The sequence below is a fragment of the Novosphingobium sp. genome, from assembly GCF_965214355.1.
GTDB lineage: Bacteria > Pseudomonadota > Alphaproteobacteria > Sphingomonadales > Sphingomonadaceae > Novosphingobium.
Genome location: NZ_CBDCBI010000002.1, coordinates 3,700,818 through 3,717,491, shown reverse-complemented (window position 1 = coordinate 3,717,491; position 16,674 = coordinate 3,700,818). Strand labels below are relative to the sequence as shown.

Here is a 16,674-nt window from a genome sequence, read left to right as displayed (position 1 = left end):
CGTGCCTCAATCCGTCATGGCGAACGTCGCGGACGTGCCGCCCTGCGCCGATGGCGCAATCCAGACGTCGAACAATCCCGGATCGGCAAAACTGCGCAAGTCCTGATGGACATAGGCAAGGTCTGCCTCGGTGACATCGAAGCTGACGGTCACCACTTGCCCGGGCGCCAGATCGAGGTGGCGGATGCCGCGCAGCACGCGCACCGGCTGCGTCACGCTCGCCACGCGGGCATGAAGGTAAAGCTGGGCGACTTCATGACAGGGCCGGTTACCGGTGTTGGCGACGGTCGCCCACACGATCATGCGGCCGTCCCGCACCAGCGGACCTTTGGCCATGGTCTCGCCATAGACGACCGCCGCATACGTCAACCCGTGGCCGAACGGATAGAGCGGGGCATTGGTCACTTCGCGGTAGCGCGCCTTGTAGTCTTTTTCGTCGCTGGTCTGCGGGCGCCCGGTGCTGCGGTGGTTGTAGTAAAACGGCTCCTGCCCCGAACTTTGCGGAAAGCTGACCGGCAGGCGGCCTTGCGGCGCAGCGTCGCCAAACACCAGATCGGCCAGCGCATGCCCGGTTTCCGAGCCGAGAAACCATGATGCCAGGATTGCCGGCGCATTGCGGACCGCGCCAGTCAGCGCCAGCGCACGCCCATGGCGCAACACCACGACCAGCGGCTTGCCGGTTGCCGCGATCGCTTCGGCCAGCGCGAGTTGCGCCGGCGGAATTCCGATATCGACCCGCGCCTGCGCCTCACCCGACATGCCGGCGCTTTCGCCTGCGACCAGCACGACCACATCGCACGCCATGGCCGCGGCCACGGCGCTGGCAATGCCACCTTCGATCGGCGCCTCGTAGTCGCAGCCCCGTGCGACATGCAAAGCGCCATGGCTGCCCATCGCGGCGCGAAAACCCTCCTCGATCGTGACGTGTGACGCGACATCGGGAAAGACCGCCCAAGGCCCCGGCAAATCGGCACGGTCGCTTATGGCCGGGCCGATCAGCGCGATGGTTGCGGTTTTGGCCAGCGGCAACAGGTTGCCTTCGTTCCTGAGCAAAACGACGGACTTGCGACCCGCTTCGCGCGCCAGCGCGACAGTCTCGGGCCGGCGGATGTCGTTGACCTGGCGCGCCGGATCGAGCGACCGGTAGGGGTTTTCAAACAGCCCCAGCGCCTGCTTGACCTCCAGCACGCGCCGCACAGCACGATCGACGACGGCGATCGGCACTTGCCCGGACTGGACCAGTTCGGGTAAGTGCTTGTAATACAACCCGCTCTGCATCGAAATGTCGCACCCGGCGGTCAGCGACTTGACCACCGCGTCGCGCTCGTCGGCGGCATAGCCGTGGGCGACGACTTCCTGTTCCGAGGTGTAGTCGGATACGACCACGCCCTTGAACCCCCATTCGTCGCGCAGGATTTCGGTCAGGAGGTGGTGATTGGCCGTCGAGGGCACGCCGGCAATATCGTTGAAGCTGGCCATGGTCGACAGGGCGCCCGCGCCGAAGGCGGCCTTGAATGGCGGCAGATGGACCTGCCACAGCGTCGTGTCCGAGATGTCTGCCGTGTTGTATTCCATCCCGCCCTGGACTGCGCCGTATGCGGCAAAGTGCTTGGGGCAGGCCAGCACACGGGTCGGGTCGCGCAGATCGGTGCCCTGAAAGCCCCGCACACGCGCCCGGGCGAACATTTCGCCCAGCCACGGATCCTCGCCAGCGCCTTCGGCGACGCGCCCCCAGCGCTCGTCGCGCGCGACATCGACCATCGGCGCGAATGTCCAGTGCACACCCAGCGCGCTGGCCTCGAGCGCGGCGGCGCGGGCCGTTCGTTCGGCCAGGTCCAGATCGAAACTGGCAGCTTCGCCCAGCGGGATGGGAAAGATCGTCCGGCAACCGTGGATCACGTCGGCCGCGAATATCAGCGGAATACCCGTGCGCGACTGTTCCACTGCGACCTTTTGCAACGCTCGGCCCAGCGCCACGCCCACGCCGTTGAACAACCCGACCATTTCGCCGCGCGCGATCCTGGCCTTGATCTCGGTCAGTCCTTGCGTGACCACGCCCGGATTGACGACCGCGCCATACGCGCGCACCGGGTCGGAATAAATGCTCAGTTGCCCGGCTTTTTCAGCCAGGGACATGCCGGCGATCAGGGCCTCGATCCGCGCGGAACCGGTCATCCGGATACGCGCAGCCGCTGGCGACAGCGCGGACAGCAGCGCGCCAGCCGATACGCCTTTCAGCAACATTCGCCGTGTGTGCCCGCCGCTGTGCATGCGCCCTGCCCCTTTCGCCGGTGCAGATGCGCCGGGCCAATGTGTGATCCCATACCGCCAAACCCGGGCAACGACCAGCGCATCGCTGGTCGTTGCCTGCACCTTTTGTTGCAGGTATAAAACGGCAACAGGGCCGGAAAAGCGCTGCTTGCGGCTTTGCATGGGCAAGAGCCGGGCGGTTGCTGCGCCTGGACGCTTGACAATCAACCCGTGTTGACTTGTGATCACTAATCGCGCCCGCCCCTGGCGTCTGCGCGCAAACCCCGGGGGTGCTGTGGCGAAACGAACGATGGTCAGGACAGGCGTGCTCGCCGCGTTTGCGTGCGCCGCTTCGATCCCGACCGTGGCCGCGCCGCCAGTGACCACGATCCGCATTGCCGCGCATTACAACAGCCAGCAGATTCGGCCGCTGCAGGCGTGTTTTCGCCAGTACGAGGCGCAGCATCCGGGCATCCGCATCGATTATCAGCAGGTGTCGTACCAGGATTTTTTCCAGACCGTGATGGTGGCACGGGCCGGCAAGTCGCCGGTGGATATCTACAACCTCTATTCGATCTGGGCGCCGCAATTGATCGGCACCCATGCGCTCGATGCGCCGCCTGCCGATATCGACCGGTTTGTCCGCGCCAATTATACGCCGGCAACAATCGGTGCGGCAACGATCAGCGGGCGCCTGTGGGGCATACCGACCGGTGTCAGCATCTATCAGCTGGTTTATAACAAGAAGCTGTTTGCCGCCGCGGGCCTGTCCGCACCGCCCAGGACTCCGGCCGAAATGACGGCGATGGCGGCTGCGATCACCAAGAAGAACCGGCAGGGCAATATCCTGACCGCCGGGTATGCCACCGATCTGTCGGGGGCGATGATCACGCACGCGTTCTATGCCGAATTGTATGCGGCCGGCGCGCGGCCCTATACCGCCGATATGCGGCACACCAATTTGCGCTCGCCCGCAGCGGTCGCGGTGCTGACCCGCCAGGTCGATTTGTTCAAGCGCGGGATCAGCAGCTATTCGGTGCAATCGGTCGATTTCGCCGGCGGATCTGTCGGCATGGCGATCATGGCGAACTGGATGAAGGACACGCTGCAGGCCTCGCTCGGGCCGCGCTTTTCCGAGACTGTGGGCGTGGCGCCGATCCCGTCCGACGGGCCGGGCGGCACGATGCTGTATGCGTTCTTCTGGGGGGTGGATGCGGCCAGCACGCACAAGCGCGCGTCGTGGGATCTGTTGCGCTGGCTCAACAGCCCGCGCGCAAACGGCGCGATGTCGTGCACCGCAACGATGCTGTCCGGCATGGGCGACCTGACCGGAAACCGGACCGACATGGCGGCGATGCGCGCCGCCATTGCCGATCCGTTCAGCCAGCAATTCGTAAAGGCACTCGATTCCCCCGGCGCTGTCAGCCAGCCCAATCTGTGGCATGCCGATGAAGTCGATCGCCAGCTGAAATTCGAAATCCAGCAGGCGCTGTCCGGCCGCCTGACTCCGGCCGCCGCGCTCGCTGCAGCAGACCAGGATATCACTGCGATCCTGGCGGAACAGCCATGATCGCGCCCCGGCTTGGGTCGTTCCGACGTTTGCAAAGGGGCTGAGATGGGCGACTGGCTGTCATCGAAACGCGTTGCGCCGTATATCTTTCTGGCGCCGGTGTTCATTTTTGCGCTCATCTTTTTCGTGGTTCCGCTGGGGTTTGCCGCCGGCATCAGCTTTACCGACTGGGACGCGGTTTCCACGCCGAAATGGGTCGGGCTGCACAATTACACGTACCTGCTCGGCCGCGACCGGTTCTTCCTCACCTCGATCGGCATCACGTTCTATTTCGCCGCGGGTTCGGTAATCGTCGGCGTTCCTGCGGCGCTGGTGATTGCCGCGATGATCAGCCGCAGCCGGTACGAGGCTTTCTGGCGCACGGTCTACTGGCTGCCGATGGTCACCAATATCGTCGCCGTCGCCTATATCTGGTGGTACATTCTCAATGACACATCGGGCCTGCTCAACCGGACGCTGGATCTGCTGGGACTGCCCGGTCCGAACTGGCTGACCACGCCGTCGATGGCGATGATCTCGGTCATCCTGGTCGCGTCATGGATGTCGGTCGGGCAGAATGTGCTGGTGTTCCTGACCGGGCTCAACGAAATCGACGAATCCTATTACGAAGCGGCCCAGCTCGATGGCGCCAATCCGGTCCAGCTGTTCTGGCACGTCACGATCCCGCTGCTGCGCCCGACAATCCTGTTCGTGCTGATCACCAGCCTGATCACCGCGCTCAGTTCGTTCGTGCTGATCCTGATCCTGACCGAAGGCGGTCCGGCGCGATCGACGATGGTCACCGGGCTCTATCTGTACGACATGGCCTTTACCGATTTGCGGCTGGGGCGCGCATCGGCGGCGGCCTATATCCTGTTTGCCATCATTTTCGCGGTCAGCCTGGTGCAATTGCGCCTGCTGCGGCGCGGCGGCCTGGAGTCCCATTGATCGTGACGCAAACCACCCACCGCAACACCGGCGCGATCATCGCCGCCGCGTGCAAATACGCTGTGCTCGGCCTTGGCGGCGCGATCATGGTGTTTCCGTTTTTCGACATGTTCCTGGGCGCGCTGCGCACGCCGGCGGAACGGCTGACCCAGCCGATGACCTATTGGCCGCATGATCCGCAGTGGCACAATTTCGTGCGTGTCTTCACCGAATTGCCGATGATGATGTGGCTGATCAACAGCATCGTCGTCACGGTCCTGATCACAACGCTGCAGATGGTCACCAGTGCGATGGCGGGCTACGCGCTGGCCAAATATCGCTTCTTCGGGTCGCAGACATTGCTCAAGGCCGTGCTCGGCGCGCAGATGTTTCCGTTCTTCCTGCTGATCATCCCGATCTTTTTCCTGTTGCGGTTCGTACCGCTGGCCGGCGGCAACGATCTGTTCGGCCAGGGCGGGTTCGGCCTGCTCAATTCCTATGCGGCGATGATCCTGCCCTTTGCGGTGAGCTGGTACGGTATTTTCCTGATGCGACAGTCGTTCATGACCGTGCCTGATGAAATCATCGACGCGGCGCGGATGGACGGCGCCGGGGAATTCCGCATTTTCGTCACGATCGTCCTCCCGCTGGTCCGCCCCGGGCTCGCAACGCTTGGCATCTTCGTGTTCATCTATCATTGGAACGAAGTGATCTGGACGATGACCGTGTCGCGCAGCGCGCCCGCGCTGCAGACCATTCCGGTCGGCATCTATCTGTTGCGCGGCGCGTTCATCGACCAGTCGACATTCTCGCTGCAACAGGCCGCAGTGTGCGTGTCGATCGTGCCGGTCATGGCGGTGTTCCTGTTGTTGCAGCGGTATTACATCCGCGGGCTGACAGCGGGCGCGGTCAAGGGTTGACGCATGCGGATCGCCAAATGTGCAAAAGCGAGCAAAATAATGTTCGACATTGCGCGAACGGCTGGTTCGTTTTAGGATGACCGCCATGCAGATGAACGCCGCCCAGGCCACGCGGAGCCCGCTCCAGACAATTTTCGAGCGCAACCGTGCGGGCGAACAGCAAGGTGTGGTCTCGGTGTGCAGCGCGCACCCGCAAGTGATCCGCGCAGCACTCGAACTGGCCCGCGATCGCGACCAGGTGGCGGTGATCGAAGCGACTTGTAACCAGGTCAACCAGCATGGCGGCTATACCGGCATGACGCCCGAGCAATTCGCGCAAGGCGTGCGCGCGACCGCGGCCGAAATCGGGCTGCCCGGCGACCGGCTGGTGCTCGGCGGCGATCACCTGGGCCCGCAACCCTGGCGCGCGCTGCCGGCCGAGGCCGCCATGGCGCAGGCGATCGCGATGATCGAGGCTTATGCGCGGGCCGGCTATACCAAGTTGCATCTCGACTGTTCGATGGCCTGCGCCGATGATGCCGAACCGCTGGGCGATGCCGTGATCGCGGCGCGCGCGGCGCGGATGGCGCATGCGGCCGAAGCGGCGCTCGATCCGGACGCGGCGCGCCCGGTGTACATCATCGGTACCGAAGTGCCCGCGCCCGGCGGCATGGGCGAAGGGCACGCGATCGTGCCCACTGCGCCCGCCAGCGTCATGACGACCTGGCGTGTCCATGACCAGGCGTTCGCCGATGCCGGGCTCGGCGATGTCTTTGCGCGGGTCGTGGCGATCGTGGTGCAGCCCGGGCTCGATTTCGGCAACGAGGACGTGGTGCGGTTCGTTCCCGGCGATGCGGCGGATCTGGCCGGAACCGTGTCCGCGCTTGGCGGCGCGGTGTTCGAAGCGCATTCGACCGATTATCAGGATGCCGACAGTTTCCGCGCGCTGGTGCAGATGCACTTTGCCATTCTCAAGGTCGGCCCCGCCGCGACATTCGCGCTGCGCGAGGCGATCTATGCGCTGGAATGCATCGCGCGCGAGCTGCCCGGCTGGGATGCGCGGTTCAGCGTGCGCACGGCGGTGGAAAGCGCGATGCTGGCCGATCCGGCGCACTGGATCAGCCATTATGCCGGCGGCCCGGCGCAGCAACGCTATCTGCGGCATTTCAGTTTTTCGGACCGGGTGCGATATTACTGGACCGACCTGACGGTTGCGAGCGCGGTTGCCGCGCTGACCGGATTTTGCGACGGGCTGCCCTTGCCGCTGCCGCTGATCAGCCAATATCTGCCCCAGCATGCCGGCGCGGTTGCCGACGGCACGGTGGCGGCAACCGCAGACGCGCTGTGCCGCGCGCACGTCCGGCTGGCGTTGGCGCCTTATGCCGATGCCTGCGGCGTGCATGCCCGCAGCGACACCGTCGGGGCGCGGTAGGGCCATGGCCTCTGTCCAAATGCGCAACCTGTCCAAGGCGTTCGGCGACGTTGCGATCATCCGCGATGTCACGCTGGCCATTGCGCACGGCGAATTCGTCGCGCTGGTGGGACCATCGGGCAGTGGCAAGTCGACACTGCTGCGGATGATCGCCGGGCTTGAAACGATATCATCGGGTACGATCGAAATCGGCGACCGGGTGGTCAACGACGTGCCGCCAAAGCACCGCGACATCGCGATGGTCTTTCAAAGCTACGCGCTGTATCCGCACATGACGGTCCGGGAAAACCTCGGTTTCGCGCTGAAGCTGCGCGGGTGGAAAAAGGCCGAGATCCACCAGCGCGTCAGCGAAGCGGCGGCATCGCTGAACCTTGGCGCACTGCTCGACCGCTATCCCCGGCAACTGTCGGGCGGTCAGCGTCAGCGCGTGGCCACCGGCCGGGCCATCGTGCGCGATCCGGCGGTGTTCCTGTTCGACGAGCCGCTGTCCAACCTCGATGCGGCGCTGCGCGTGCAGGTGCGCGCCGAATTGCGGCAGTTGCACCGCCGGCTTGGTGTCACCACCGTTTATGTCACGCACGACCAGGTCGAGGCGATGACCATGGCCGATACGATCGTGGTGCTGCGCGACGGATCGATCGAACAGGTCGGCGCGCCGCTCGATCTATACGATCGTCCCGCCAACACCTTCGTTGCGACGTTCATCGGCTCGCCCGCGATGAATCTGATCACCGGGTCATGGCGCGACCATGCACTTGTGCTCGATGACGGGTCGGTGCTGCCGGTCGATCCGGCGCTGGTGCCCGAGCCCGGCGCCCGGCTGACTGTCGGCGTGCGACCCGACCATATCGATGTTGTGACCGATGGCGAAGACGGCATTTGCGCGCGCGTGCTCGCGCTGGAGCCGACTGGCGCAGAGACGGTGATCATGGCAGAGCTTGCCGGCGCAACGATCACGATCGTCACGCGTGTGCGGCTTGCGCTCGGGCCCGGCGATCCTATCCGGCTGCGCCCGGTCCCGGGCCGGCAGCTGTACTTCGACGCCGCCGGTCAGCGCATCACCGCCTGATCGATCCACCAGTTCCCATGGGGCAAACCGTGCGCAACAAGAAAATCCTCGTGGTGTCCGACAGCTTGCGCGATTTGCAGCCCGCAGTGGCGGCGCTGGCGCAATGCGGCCACGATGTCGAATATATCGATGCGCTTGTCGGCTTTCCCGAGATCGTCGCGCAGGGTCTGGGCGATCTGGCCGGTGCGGATGCGATCGTCATGGGCCGGGTGATGAACACCGATGCGCATGCCCTGTCGCTGGCGCGCCGGGCCAAAGTGATTGCGCTGCACACGTCGGGGTCCGACAACATCGACCTTGGCGAAGCGACGCGGCGCGGCATCACGGTCACCAATGTCAAAGGCGTCAATGCCGAGCAATGCGCCGAATTCTCGATCGGCCTGATGCTTGCCGTGACCCGGCGGATTCTCGAAGGGGACCGGGCGATCCGGGCCGGGCGGTGGGCCGCCGATACGCAGTCCAGCCTCGATCTGTATGGCGCGACGCTGGCGGTGCTGGGCCTGGGCATGATCGGCAAGGCGGCAGTGCGGCGTGCGGCGGCGTTCGGGATGAAGATCCTCGTCCATACCCGCACGCCCGACATGGTATTCGGCGCGGAATACGGCATCGAATATGTCGGGCTCGACGAAGCGCTGGCGCGCGCCGACGTCGTCAGCATCTATGCATCGCTGTCGGATGCCACCCGGCAGATGATCGGCGCCCGCGAGCTCGCACTGATGCAGCCGCATGCCTATCTGATCAACATCGCGCGCGGCGAACTGATCGACGAGGATGCCTTGTTCGACGCGCTGGCCGAGCGCCGGATCGCGGGGGCCGGGCTCGACGTGTTCGATGTCGAACCCTTGCACGCCAGCCGCCTGTTCGACCTGCCCAATGTCGTGCTTACCCCGCACCAGGCTGGCCTTGCCAATTCGGCAAAGGTCAACGCGGCCGTGCGCGCCGTCAACAACGCGCTGACAGCGCTGTCGGGCCAGTGCCCGCCAGATGCAGTCAATCCCGCCGCATTCACATCAGGACTCATGCAATGACCGGTCAGATTACCTGGAGCGAACTTACCTCGCAGCCCGATGCCTGGGAGCGCCTGCTCGCGCGGCTGGACGCGGGGCACGACCTGCCGGCCGTTTCGCTCGATGCGTTCGACGAAGTGGTGATGGTGGGCTCGGGCACGTCGTATTATCTGGCCCTGGCCGCTGCCGACTGGGTCAGCCGGCGCCACGGCATTGCGGCGCGCGCGGTGCCGTCGTGCGAAGTGATGCTGGATACGCATCAGGTTGCGATTGCGCCGGGTCGCAAACGGCTTGTGGTGGCATTTTCGCGCTCGGGCGAATCCAGCGAACTCGTTCTGGCGGTCGAGGCATTTCAGGCGGTGGGCGCGTTCGTGCTGGGCATCAGCTGCTCGGCCGGGTCCTCGCTGCTGCAGATCGCCGACCTGCCGTTCCTGATCGGCGAAGGGTTCGAGGACGGGCTGGTCATGCTGCGCTCGTTCACCGGCATGTTGCTGGCCCTGCAATACCTGTTCGGATCGGCAGACGATCGCGCTGCGCTGCGCACGCTGCCCGCCGCCGGACGCGACTTGCTCGCCCGCCAGGCCGGGCCACTGCGCGACCTGGCCCGGCGCCGCGCGTTCGACCGGTTCGTCTGCCTGGCCTCCGGGGCGAATTATCCGCTCGCGCTCGAGGCGGGCCTGAAGGCGCAGGAAATGGCGATCTTTACCAGCGAAGCCTATCATTCGCTCGAATATCGCCACGGTCCCAAGGCGACCGCCGACCAGAACACGCTGTTGACGCTGTTTGCGCTGCCTGACGCCCGCCTTGGCCTGTCGCTGGCGCGCGACATGAAGGCGCTTGGCGTCACGCTGCTGGTGGTGGGGCCCGATGCCGCCCGCTATGCCGATGTGGCCGACATGGTCGTGCCGGCACCCGCCGCGCTCGATGACGGGCAGGCCAGTGTGATCAGCCTGCTGCCGTTGCAGATCCTGGCCTACGAGACGGCCATGCGCTGCGGCAAGAACCCCGATGCGCCTGAAAAGCTGAACAAGGTGGTGATCCTTGAGCCTGCCACGGTTTGATGTTCTCGCCATTGGCGAACTCAATCCGGATCTGGTGCTGGCGGGCCTGCAGGCAGACCAGCCGCGGCTCGGCACCGAACAGGAATTTGGCGCCTATCTGCTGACGCTGGGCAGTTCGACCGCGATTGCCTGCGTGCTGATGCAGCGTCTCGGGCTCACAACCGCGATGAGCGCGTGGGTTGGCGATGATGATTACGGCCGGTTTTGCCGCGCGGCCCTCGTGGCCAACCATGTCGATGTCGAATGGGTGCGCACGCATCCGGCGCTGCCGACCGGGCTGACTGTCTGCCTGCCTTACCCCGCCGACCGCCTGTTGCTGACATGCAAGGGCACGATGACGCTGAATCCTGCAGACGGTATCGACGAGGGCCTGCTGGCCTGCGCCCGGCACGTGCATGTGGGGTCGTTCTTTTTGCAGGATCAGTTGCGGCCCCAGCTGGCGCGGCTGTTTGCCATGGCACGCGCGCTTGGTCTCACGACCTCGCTCGACACCGGTTGGGATCCGCAGGAGCAATGGCTGTCGGATGATCTGCGTGAAACGCTGGCGCACACCAGCATCCTGTTTCCCAACGAACTCGAATTCGAGCATCTGGCCGGGACAGGCGAAGTTGAGGCCGGCATGGCACGCCTGCTCGATTGCGGCGTCGGTGCCGTGGTCTTGAAGCGCGGAGCCGATGGCGCGGTGCATGCCGATCGTGCGGGACTTCGGCGCCACGCAGGGTTTCGCGCGAAGGCCGTCGATACGACCGGCGCCGGCGATTCGTTCAATGCCGGATACCTCGCCGCGATGCTGCACGGCGCAGCGGCGAATGAACGGCTGGCATTCGGCAACGCATGCGGGGCGCTGACCGTCGCGGCGATCGGCGGAACCGGTGGGGTCAGCGACGCCGACGCGGTGCGCGCGTTTCTGGCTGCCCGGGCAGAAGCCTGACAATCACACGGTCGTGACGTGCACGCCCCGCTCGGTCAAAGCGTCCACGAACGCTTTTGGCGCGGCGTTGTCGGTGATCAGCCGGTCGGCCGCCCCGATCGCGTCGATCACGGCGGGACAGATCTGATCGAGTTTCGAATGGTCGGCGACAATCCACACTTCGCGCGCCTGCCCGATCAGCACGCGGTTGGTATAGGCCTCCTCGCTGTCGAATGTCGTATAGCCGCGGTCCAGATCGATGCCGTCGACACCGATCACCGCCACATCCAGATTGAAATCGCGGATCGTGCGCTCGCAGATATGACCGACCACTTCGGTGGTGCGTTTGCGCATCATGCCCCCGGTCAGGAAGACATCGACATGTTCGGCATCGCGCAGTTCCAGCGCGACATTCACCGCCGTCGTCAGCACGCGCAACGACTGGCGCTTGATCGAATTGATCATCTGCATGACCGTCGTGCCGCCGCCGCAGCCGATCGTCATCTCCGGCTCCAGCAACGAGGCGGCATGCGTGCCGATCCGCCGTTTTTCCGGAAGATAGGCCATGATCTTGGCATCGTAGGGCACTTCGCGCCGACGATCGACCAGCGCCGCGCCGCCGTGGGTACGCAGCAGGCTGTTGTTTGCATTCAGTTCGGCAATATCCCGGCGAACCGTCGCCTGCGAAACATCGAGCAATTCGGCCAGATCCTGCACGCCGACCGCGCCGCGCTTGGCCAGTTCGACAATGATCAGATCGTGCCGCTCTGCCTTGATCACGCAAACATTCCCTCGACCAGTGCCGCGCCCACGTGTCGCTATTGCAGCTTCTGAAGCTTGAAATTGGACAGCAGGTAACGGTATCCCGACTGGCGCAGCATGGCGTCGGCTTGCGCGTTGATACCCAGCGCAGCGCCTTCGAGCCAGCAGAAGATTTCGACCGCGATGCCCAGTTCCCGTTCCATTTCGGCTTTGGACGCGGCGATTTCGTCTTCGAGCACGGCATGGGGCGTATCAGGTGTGACCAGGTTGTGCGTGCGCGTGTGACAGGCAAAGGTATGGCCGCGCCGCACGATGTCGCGCGCCTCGTCCCAGGTCAGCGCGATCCGTTCGCCCGGATATTCATCGATCAGCGGAAGATGCAGCGTATGGCACGCAGCGTATTTGCGCTGTTCGAGCGGCGGCACGTTCAAAAAGCCCGAGGGGATGAAAAACCACGCGGTAAACCCGAATTCCTCGAGGATCGGCAGCACGACATCGAGATTGTCGCGATAGCCTTCGAACAGCGCCGGCATGACCCCCGGCCGCGCGTGGTTCCACGTTCCGCCGAACGCATCGGCGAAATTGGCGGGTGTGATCGGTTCGAAATCGCGCGCCAGCGCCGCGATCTGCTCGCGGTATTCCGCCTCGCGATAGCGCGGTGTCGCATGAAAATTGACCAGGCGGATCGCGCGCGATTGCGCCATCCCTTCGGCCAGTTCACGCATGACCTGGGGCGCCTGCGCCGGCAGGGAAAAGTCATCGGTAACCAGTTCCGGCAGGCCGTGCGGTTGAAAATCGCGCCTGGCGAGCAGTTCCAGCAAGATGGCCACATCATCGCCATCAAGCATCGGCTTTCGCGTGGCCAGCGCGCGCGCCAGAGCGGCAAAGTGTTGGGCCAGCGGATCGACTGCCCCAGAATCGACTGCCCCAGAATCGATTGTCGCAGGGAGGGCCGGATCTTCGCCGATCAGGAACATCGGCACACCCATCTCGGCGTATTCGGCCTTTTCAAAGCGATCGGGATCGACAATCAGGCTGTCGATCAGCGTTTCGAGCGGGATCACTTGCGAATTGGCAGACATGATTTGGCAGTCCTCATTTGGGCCGCAATACCGGCAATGTGAAAAAAATCGTTTTCGGTCAGCGTCCGCCACTGACATTGACCATGATTCCGGTGCAATAGGATGCCGCGTCCGACAGCAGCCACAGGATCGTTCGCGCAACTTCCTCAGGCGTGCCGGTGCGCCGCATCGGAATGTTCGGCGCCAGGCGCGACGCGCGCTGCGGATCGCCGCTCGATGCGTGGATCGCAGTGTCGATCAACCCGGGCCGCACGCCGTTGACGCGGATCCCTTGCGCAGCGACTTCCTTGGCAAGTCCGACGGTCAGCGCATCGATACCACCTTTCGATGCTGCATAATCGATGAATTCGTCTGGTGCGCCGAGCACCGCCGCCATTGATGAGACATTGACGATGGCGCCGCCTGCCGCCATGCGCCGCACCGCCTCGCGCGCGCACAGGAATGCGCCCGTCAGGTTGGTGGCGATCGTCGCGTTCCACCGGGCCAGATCCATATCCACCAGCCGCGCCGCCGGCGCCAGGATCCCGGCATTGTTGACCAGCCCGCCGATCGCCCCGAACGCTTGCGCCGCCCGGTCGAACAGCTGCAGCACGTCATCCTCGTGCGCCACGTCGCCCATCACCGCAAGCGCCTGGCCGCCGGCCTGTTCGATGTCGCGCACCAGCGCATCGGCCGACTGCCGATCCGCCCTGTATCCTACGCAGACCTGCCATCCCGCCTGCGCGCCCAGTCGCGCGCAGGCTGCCCCGATCCCTCGCGAACCGCCGGTTATAACCAGCGCCCCGTTCATTTGCGTGCCGACGACCCAAGATTGAACTTGGCGCCGGCATAGAAATATCGGCCGAGCGGCGAGATCGGAATATTTGTCGTATACGAATAAAGGTCGGGCTTCTGATTGGTAAAATTCGTCACGCCGCCATAAAATGAAAAGTCTTTATTTACCTGCAACTTTGCCTGAATATCGTGCTGCCAAAGCGCAGAAAACCGCAGATACTGGGGCGCCGCGACGTTCGGGCTGGCTGCAAGCGTGTTGCGATCATAGGCCAGCGTGGCATCTTTCCAGCGCAGGTTATAATTCAGAACAAACTGGCCGATCGTCCAGGTCGGCGAAAAATCGGCAGTCCAGCGTGGTGCATACGATTGATCGACGCTGTTTATCACTGGCGCGCCGGGAATGCCCACCATGTCAAGTTTGTTTAGATAACCAACCACCAGCCTGAGATCGAACATGCCGGCATTCCCCGCGCGCACGACGTAATCGAGATTGACATCGAGTCCGGCGGTCTGGAATCGCGCGACATTCAGAGGTCCCCGCGTGTAATTGTTGATAATGCCAGTACCCTGCGCGCGGGTGAACTGGTTACAATACTGGTTCGGTACGGTGGGCTGATCGACGCACAGGCTCGCCAAGGTGCTTGCGTCGATAGTGTTAATGGCGTCCTTAAGATTGATGTTGTACCAGTCGAACGAGGCGACAAACCCGCGCAGGAACGAAGGCCGCACCAGCACGCCGGCGGTCCATGTTCGCGCGGTTTCGGGTTTCAGATTGATATTGCCCGACGAACTGCCAAACACAAACTGGTCGGTCTGCAATGACGCTTGGGACGTCGCGCCAACAGCAGCTAGCGTAGCTGTGCAATTTGCCATGCGGTATTGGGTGCCATTTTTGATCTGTGCGGGCGTACATGGATCGGTAAAGAAAGCGTTATCGCCGAGTTTCGGCTGAAACAGTTCACCGATGTTGGGCGCGCGCACTGCCTTGCCATAACTGCCACGGAATGTGATCGCCGGCACCGGGGCATAGGTGCCGTTGAATTGCCAGGTGGTGGTGTTGCCGCTGGTCGAATAATGCGAATATCTGCCGGCCGCGCCAACCGACAGGATATAGGCAAACGGCACATCCTTCAAAATAGGCAGATCAAGTTCGCCAAACGCTTCCTTCACGTCGAACTTGCCGCTCGACGGGCTAACCGGTACGGGTTCGTCGCCCGAAAAAAACACGGCATCGACCAGCCGCTGGTTGGGATTGAACTGACTGGTTTCGCGGCGATACTCGCCGCCAAATGCGAATTTGACCGGCCCGCCAGGCAATTTGAAGTACTGGCCGAAATCGCCGCTGATGCTTGCGCTGGCGACTTGTTGGGTGATCTTGGCCGTGCTGGTATCGTTTACGAGGAAATAGGCTAACTGTTTCGCTGTGGCGGGACCGGGGCCAAACAGGCTGATTGGAACGCAACCTGGGCCGGGATTATTTGCCGGGTTACACACGATCTGCCCGGTGGCGGGGTCGCGGACCGCGTCGAGTGCTTGAGCATACTGCGCGTTCAGCCGGTCATTGAGTTTGGTGATGCGCACATCAGTTTCGCCATATTCGTAGTAGGCGTCCCACGTCGCGTGGTCGGACAGGCGACCCGATCCATCGATCACTCCACGATAGGTCTTGCGTAAATCGTCTTCGCCCTGGCGGCCATAATCGATATTGTCGCGGTTAACGAACACGCCGGTCGCTCCGCTTGCAATCGCGGCATCGCGGATGACTGCTGGAACAAAGGGATTGTTGATCGAAATAGGCTGTGTGCCGTTAAAGCCGCCATACGTGGACGTGTATTGACCAAAGCTGCGGGTATGGCTTTGCGCATAAGTGCCTTCGACCGACAGCTTGAACGCATCCGAAAAATCGTAATGCGATAGCAGATTGACATCATGGCGTTCGATCAAGGGGTAGAGGTCGCCTTGGTAAAATCCGGCTACTTTGGTGCTGACCCCGCCAGTCTGATAATACGACGCCGCTGTGCCGTTATCGTAGGGGCGGCCCAAGCCGTCGAACCTGGGGGTTGTTTCATTGCCGATGTAGACCGCACCGATCGGCGATTCATTGCCATAGCGCAAATCGCCGACAAGAATGTTCTGAGGCACGTTGGGCTGACCGGTGTAGGCGTCATTGGGAATCAGGTACTTGCGCTGATCGGATCGCAGGAATGGGCGTTCGTCATTGGTGACGGCTTCGTCGCGGCTGTATTCATAGGCCAGCGTTATATTTCCCCTGCCGCCGGCGAAGTTTTTGCCTGCGGCCAGCGAAATAAAGCGGTTGCCCGCATCGCCATAATCCGAAACACCCGACTGAAAGCGACCGCTTACCCCGTCGAAATCGCGTTTTAAAATGAAGTTGACCACGCCTGTCACACCGTCGGCCCCATAAACTGCTGATATTGCACCGGTCAGCACATCGACCCGCTGGATCAGATCGGTCGGAATGGTGTTGATATCGACCGCGGCAGTGTTGAGTTCGCCAGCGACATGCCGTCGCCCGTCGACCAGCACCAATGTGCGACTCGTGCCCAGGTTACGCAAGTTGAGCTCGTTAAGCCCGGTTGTGCCGAATTTGTTGTATGTGCCGTTACCGCCCGAAGTGACGGTGCTGTCGCTTGACCCGGTCAGCGCGGGAACGCGCTGAAGAAAATTGGTCAAGTTGGTATTGCCCGACTGCTCGATGTTTGCGGCACTGAACGAAATGATCGGGTTCGGTGCTTGGAAATCGGGCCGCGCGATACGCGATCCTGTAATGACGATCTCTCCGGTATTCGCAGGGGCAGAATCGGCGGCCGCCGCCGCCGGGGGCACCGGCGGCACAGTGGTGTCTGTGCTCTGAGCACACGCCATGACGGGAAACAACGCAACGCCGGCAAACAGCACGGCCTTCGAACACCTGGTAAGCATCATCAAATT

13 protein-coding genes are annotated in these 16,674 nt (G+C 63.3%); 8 read left to right on the top strand and 5 right to left on the bottom strand.

Annotated elements, in window-relative coordinates:
- Window positions 1-6: 6 nt before the first annotated feature.
- Window positions 7-2,271 (bottom strand): glycoside hydrolase family 3 N-terminal domain-containing protein, encoded by a 2,265-nt coding sequence (locus ACOOE2_RS17100; protein WP_420384186.1) that lies wholly within the window; start codon window positions 2,269-2,271, stop codon window positions 7-9.
- 289 nt (window positions 2,272-2,560) lie between these two features.
- Between ACOOE2_RS17100 and ACOOE2_RS17095 the strand changes: the two genes are divergently transcribed.
- From ACOOE2_RS17095 to ACOOE2_RS17060, 8 genes are all read left to right on the top strand, one after another.
- Window positions 2,561-3,820, top strand: coding sequence for an ABC transporter substrate-binding protein (locus ACOOE2_RS17095; RefSeq protein WP_420384185.1), 1,260 nt, complete (start codon window positions 2,561-2,563; stop codon window positions 3,818-3,820).
- A gap of 45 nt (window positions 3,821-3,865) precedes the next feature.
- Window positions 3,866-4,747, top strand: coding sequence for a carbohydrate ABC transporter permease (locus ACOOE2_RS17090; RefSeq protein ID WP_420384184.1), 882 nt, complete (start codon window positions 3,866-3,868; stop codon window positions 4,745-4,747).
- Window positions 4,748-4,749: 2 nt separating this feature from the next.
- Complete coding sequence (locus ACOOE2_RS17085) at window positions 4,750-5,646, top strand: carbohydrate ABC transporter permease (RefSeq protein ID WP_420384183.1); 897 nt, start codon at window positions 4,750-4,752, stop codon at window positions 5,644-5,646.
- A gap of 85 nt (window positions 5,647-5,731) precedes the next feature.
- The gene (locus ACOOE2_RS17080; RefSeq protein ID WP_420384182.1) at window positions 5,732-7,057 is read left to right on the top strand and encodes a class II D-tagatose-bisphosphate aldolase non-catalytic subunit; all 1,326 of its coding nucleotides are present in this window, start codon (window positions 5,732-5,734) and stop codon (window positions 7,055-7,057) included.
- A gap of 4 nt (window positions 7,058-7,061) precedes the next feature.
- Window positions 7,062-8,126, top strand: coding sequence for an ABC transporter ATP-binding protein (locus ACOOE2_RS17075; RefSeq protein WP_420384181.1), 1,065 nt, complete (start codon window positions 7,062-7,064; stop codon window positions 8,124-8,126).
- 29 nt (window positions 8,127-8,155) lie between these two features.
- Window positions 8,156-9,154, top strand: coding sequence for a 2-hydroxyacid dehydrogenase (locus ACOOE2_RS17070; protein WP_420384180.1), 999 nt, complete (start codon window positions 8,156-8,158; stop codon window positions 9,152-9,154).
- Window positions 9,151-10,194, top strand: a complete 1,044-nt coding sequence (locus ACOOE2_RS17065) for an SIS domain-containing protein (protein WP_420384179.1) — start codon at window positions 9,151-9,153, stop codon at window positions 10,192-10,194. The genes ACOOE2_RS17070 and ACOOE2_RS17065 overlap by 4 nt, the downstream gene beginning before the upstream one ends.
- Window positions 10,175-11,125 (top strand): carbohydrate kinase family protein, encoded by a 951-nt coding sequence (locus tag ACOOE2_RS17060; RefSeq protein WP_420384178.1) that lies wholly within the window; start codon window positions 10,175-10,177, stop codon window positions 11,123-11,125. The genes ACOOE2_RS17065 and ACOOE2_RS17060 overlap by 20 nt, the downstream gene beginning before the upstream one ends.
- 3 nt (window positions 11,126-11,128) lie before the next feature.
- Here the strand turns inward: ACOOE2_RS17060 and ACOOE2_RS17055 are convergent, their stop codons facing one another.
- From ACOOE2_RS17055 to ACOOE2_RS17040, 4 genes are read right to left on the bottom strand one after another with little or no spacing between them, the layout of a single operon-like run.
- On the bottom strand, window positions 11,129-11,884 hold the full coding sequence (locus ACOOE2_RS17055; protein ID WP_420384177.1) for a DeoR/GlpR family DNA-binding transcription regulator: 756 nt from the start codon (window positions 11,882-11,884) through the stop codon (window positions 11,129-11,131).
- A gap of 38 nt (window positions 11,885-11,922) precedes the next feature.
- On the bottom strand, window positions 11,923-12,948 hold the full coding sequence (locus ACOOE2_RS17050; protein WP_420384176.1) for a polysaccharide deacetylase family protein: 1,026 nt from the start codon (window positions 12,946-12,948) through the stop codon (window positions 11,923-11,925).
- A gap of 58 nt (window positions 12,949-13,006) precedes the next feature.
- Complete coding sequence (locus tag ACOOE2_RS17045) at window positions 13,007-13,738, bottom strand: SDR family oxidoreductase (RefSeq protein WP_420384175.1); 732 nt, start codon at window positions 13,736-13,738, stop codon at window positions 13,007-13,009.
- The gene (locus ACOOE2_RS17040; RefSeq protein ID WP_420384174.1) at window positions 13,735-16,668 is read right to left on the bottom strand and encodes a TonB-dependent receptor plug domain-containing protein; all 2,934 of its coding nucleotides are present in this window, start codon (window positions 16,666-16,668) and stop codon (window positions 13,735-13,737) included. Before ACOOE2_RS17040 ends, ACOOE2_RS17045 begins: the two co-directional genes overlap by 4 nt.
- Between the last annotated feature and the right edge of the window lie 6 nt (window positions 16,669-16,674).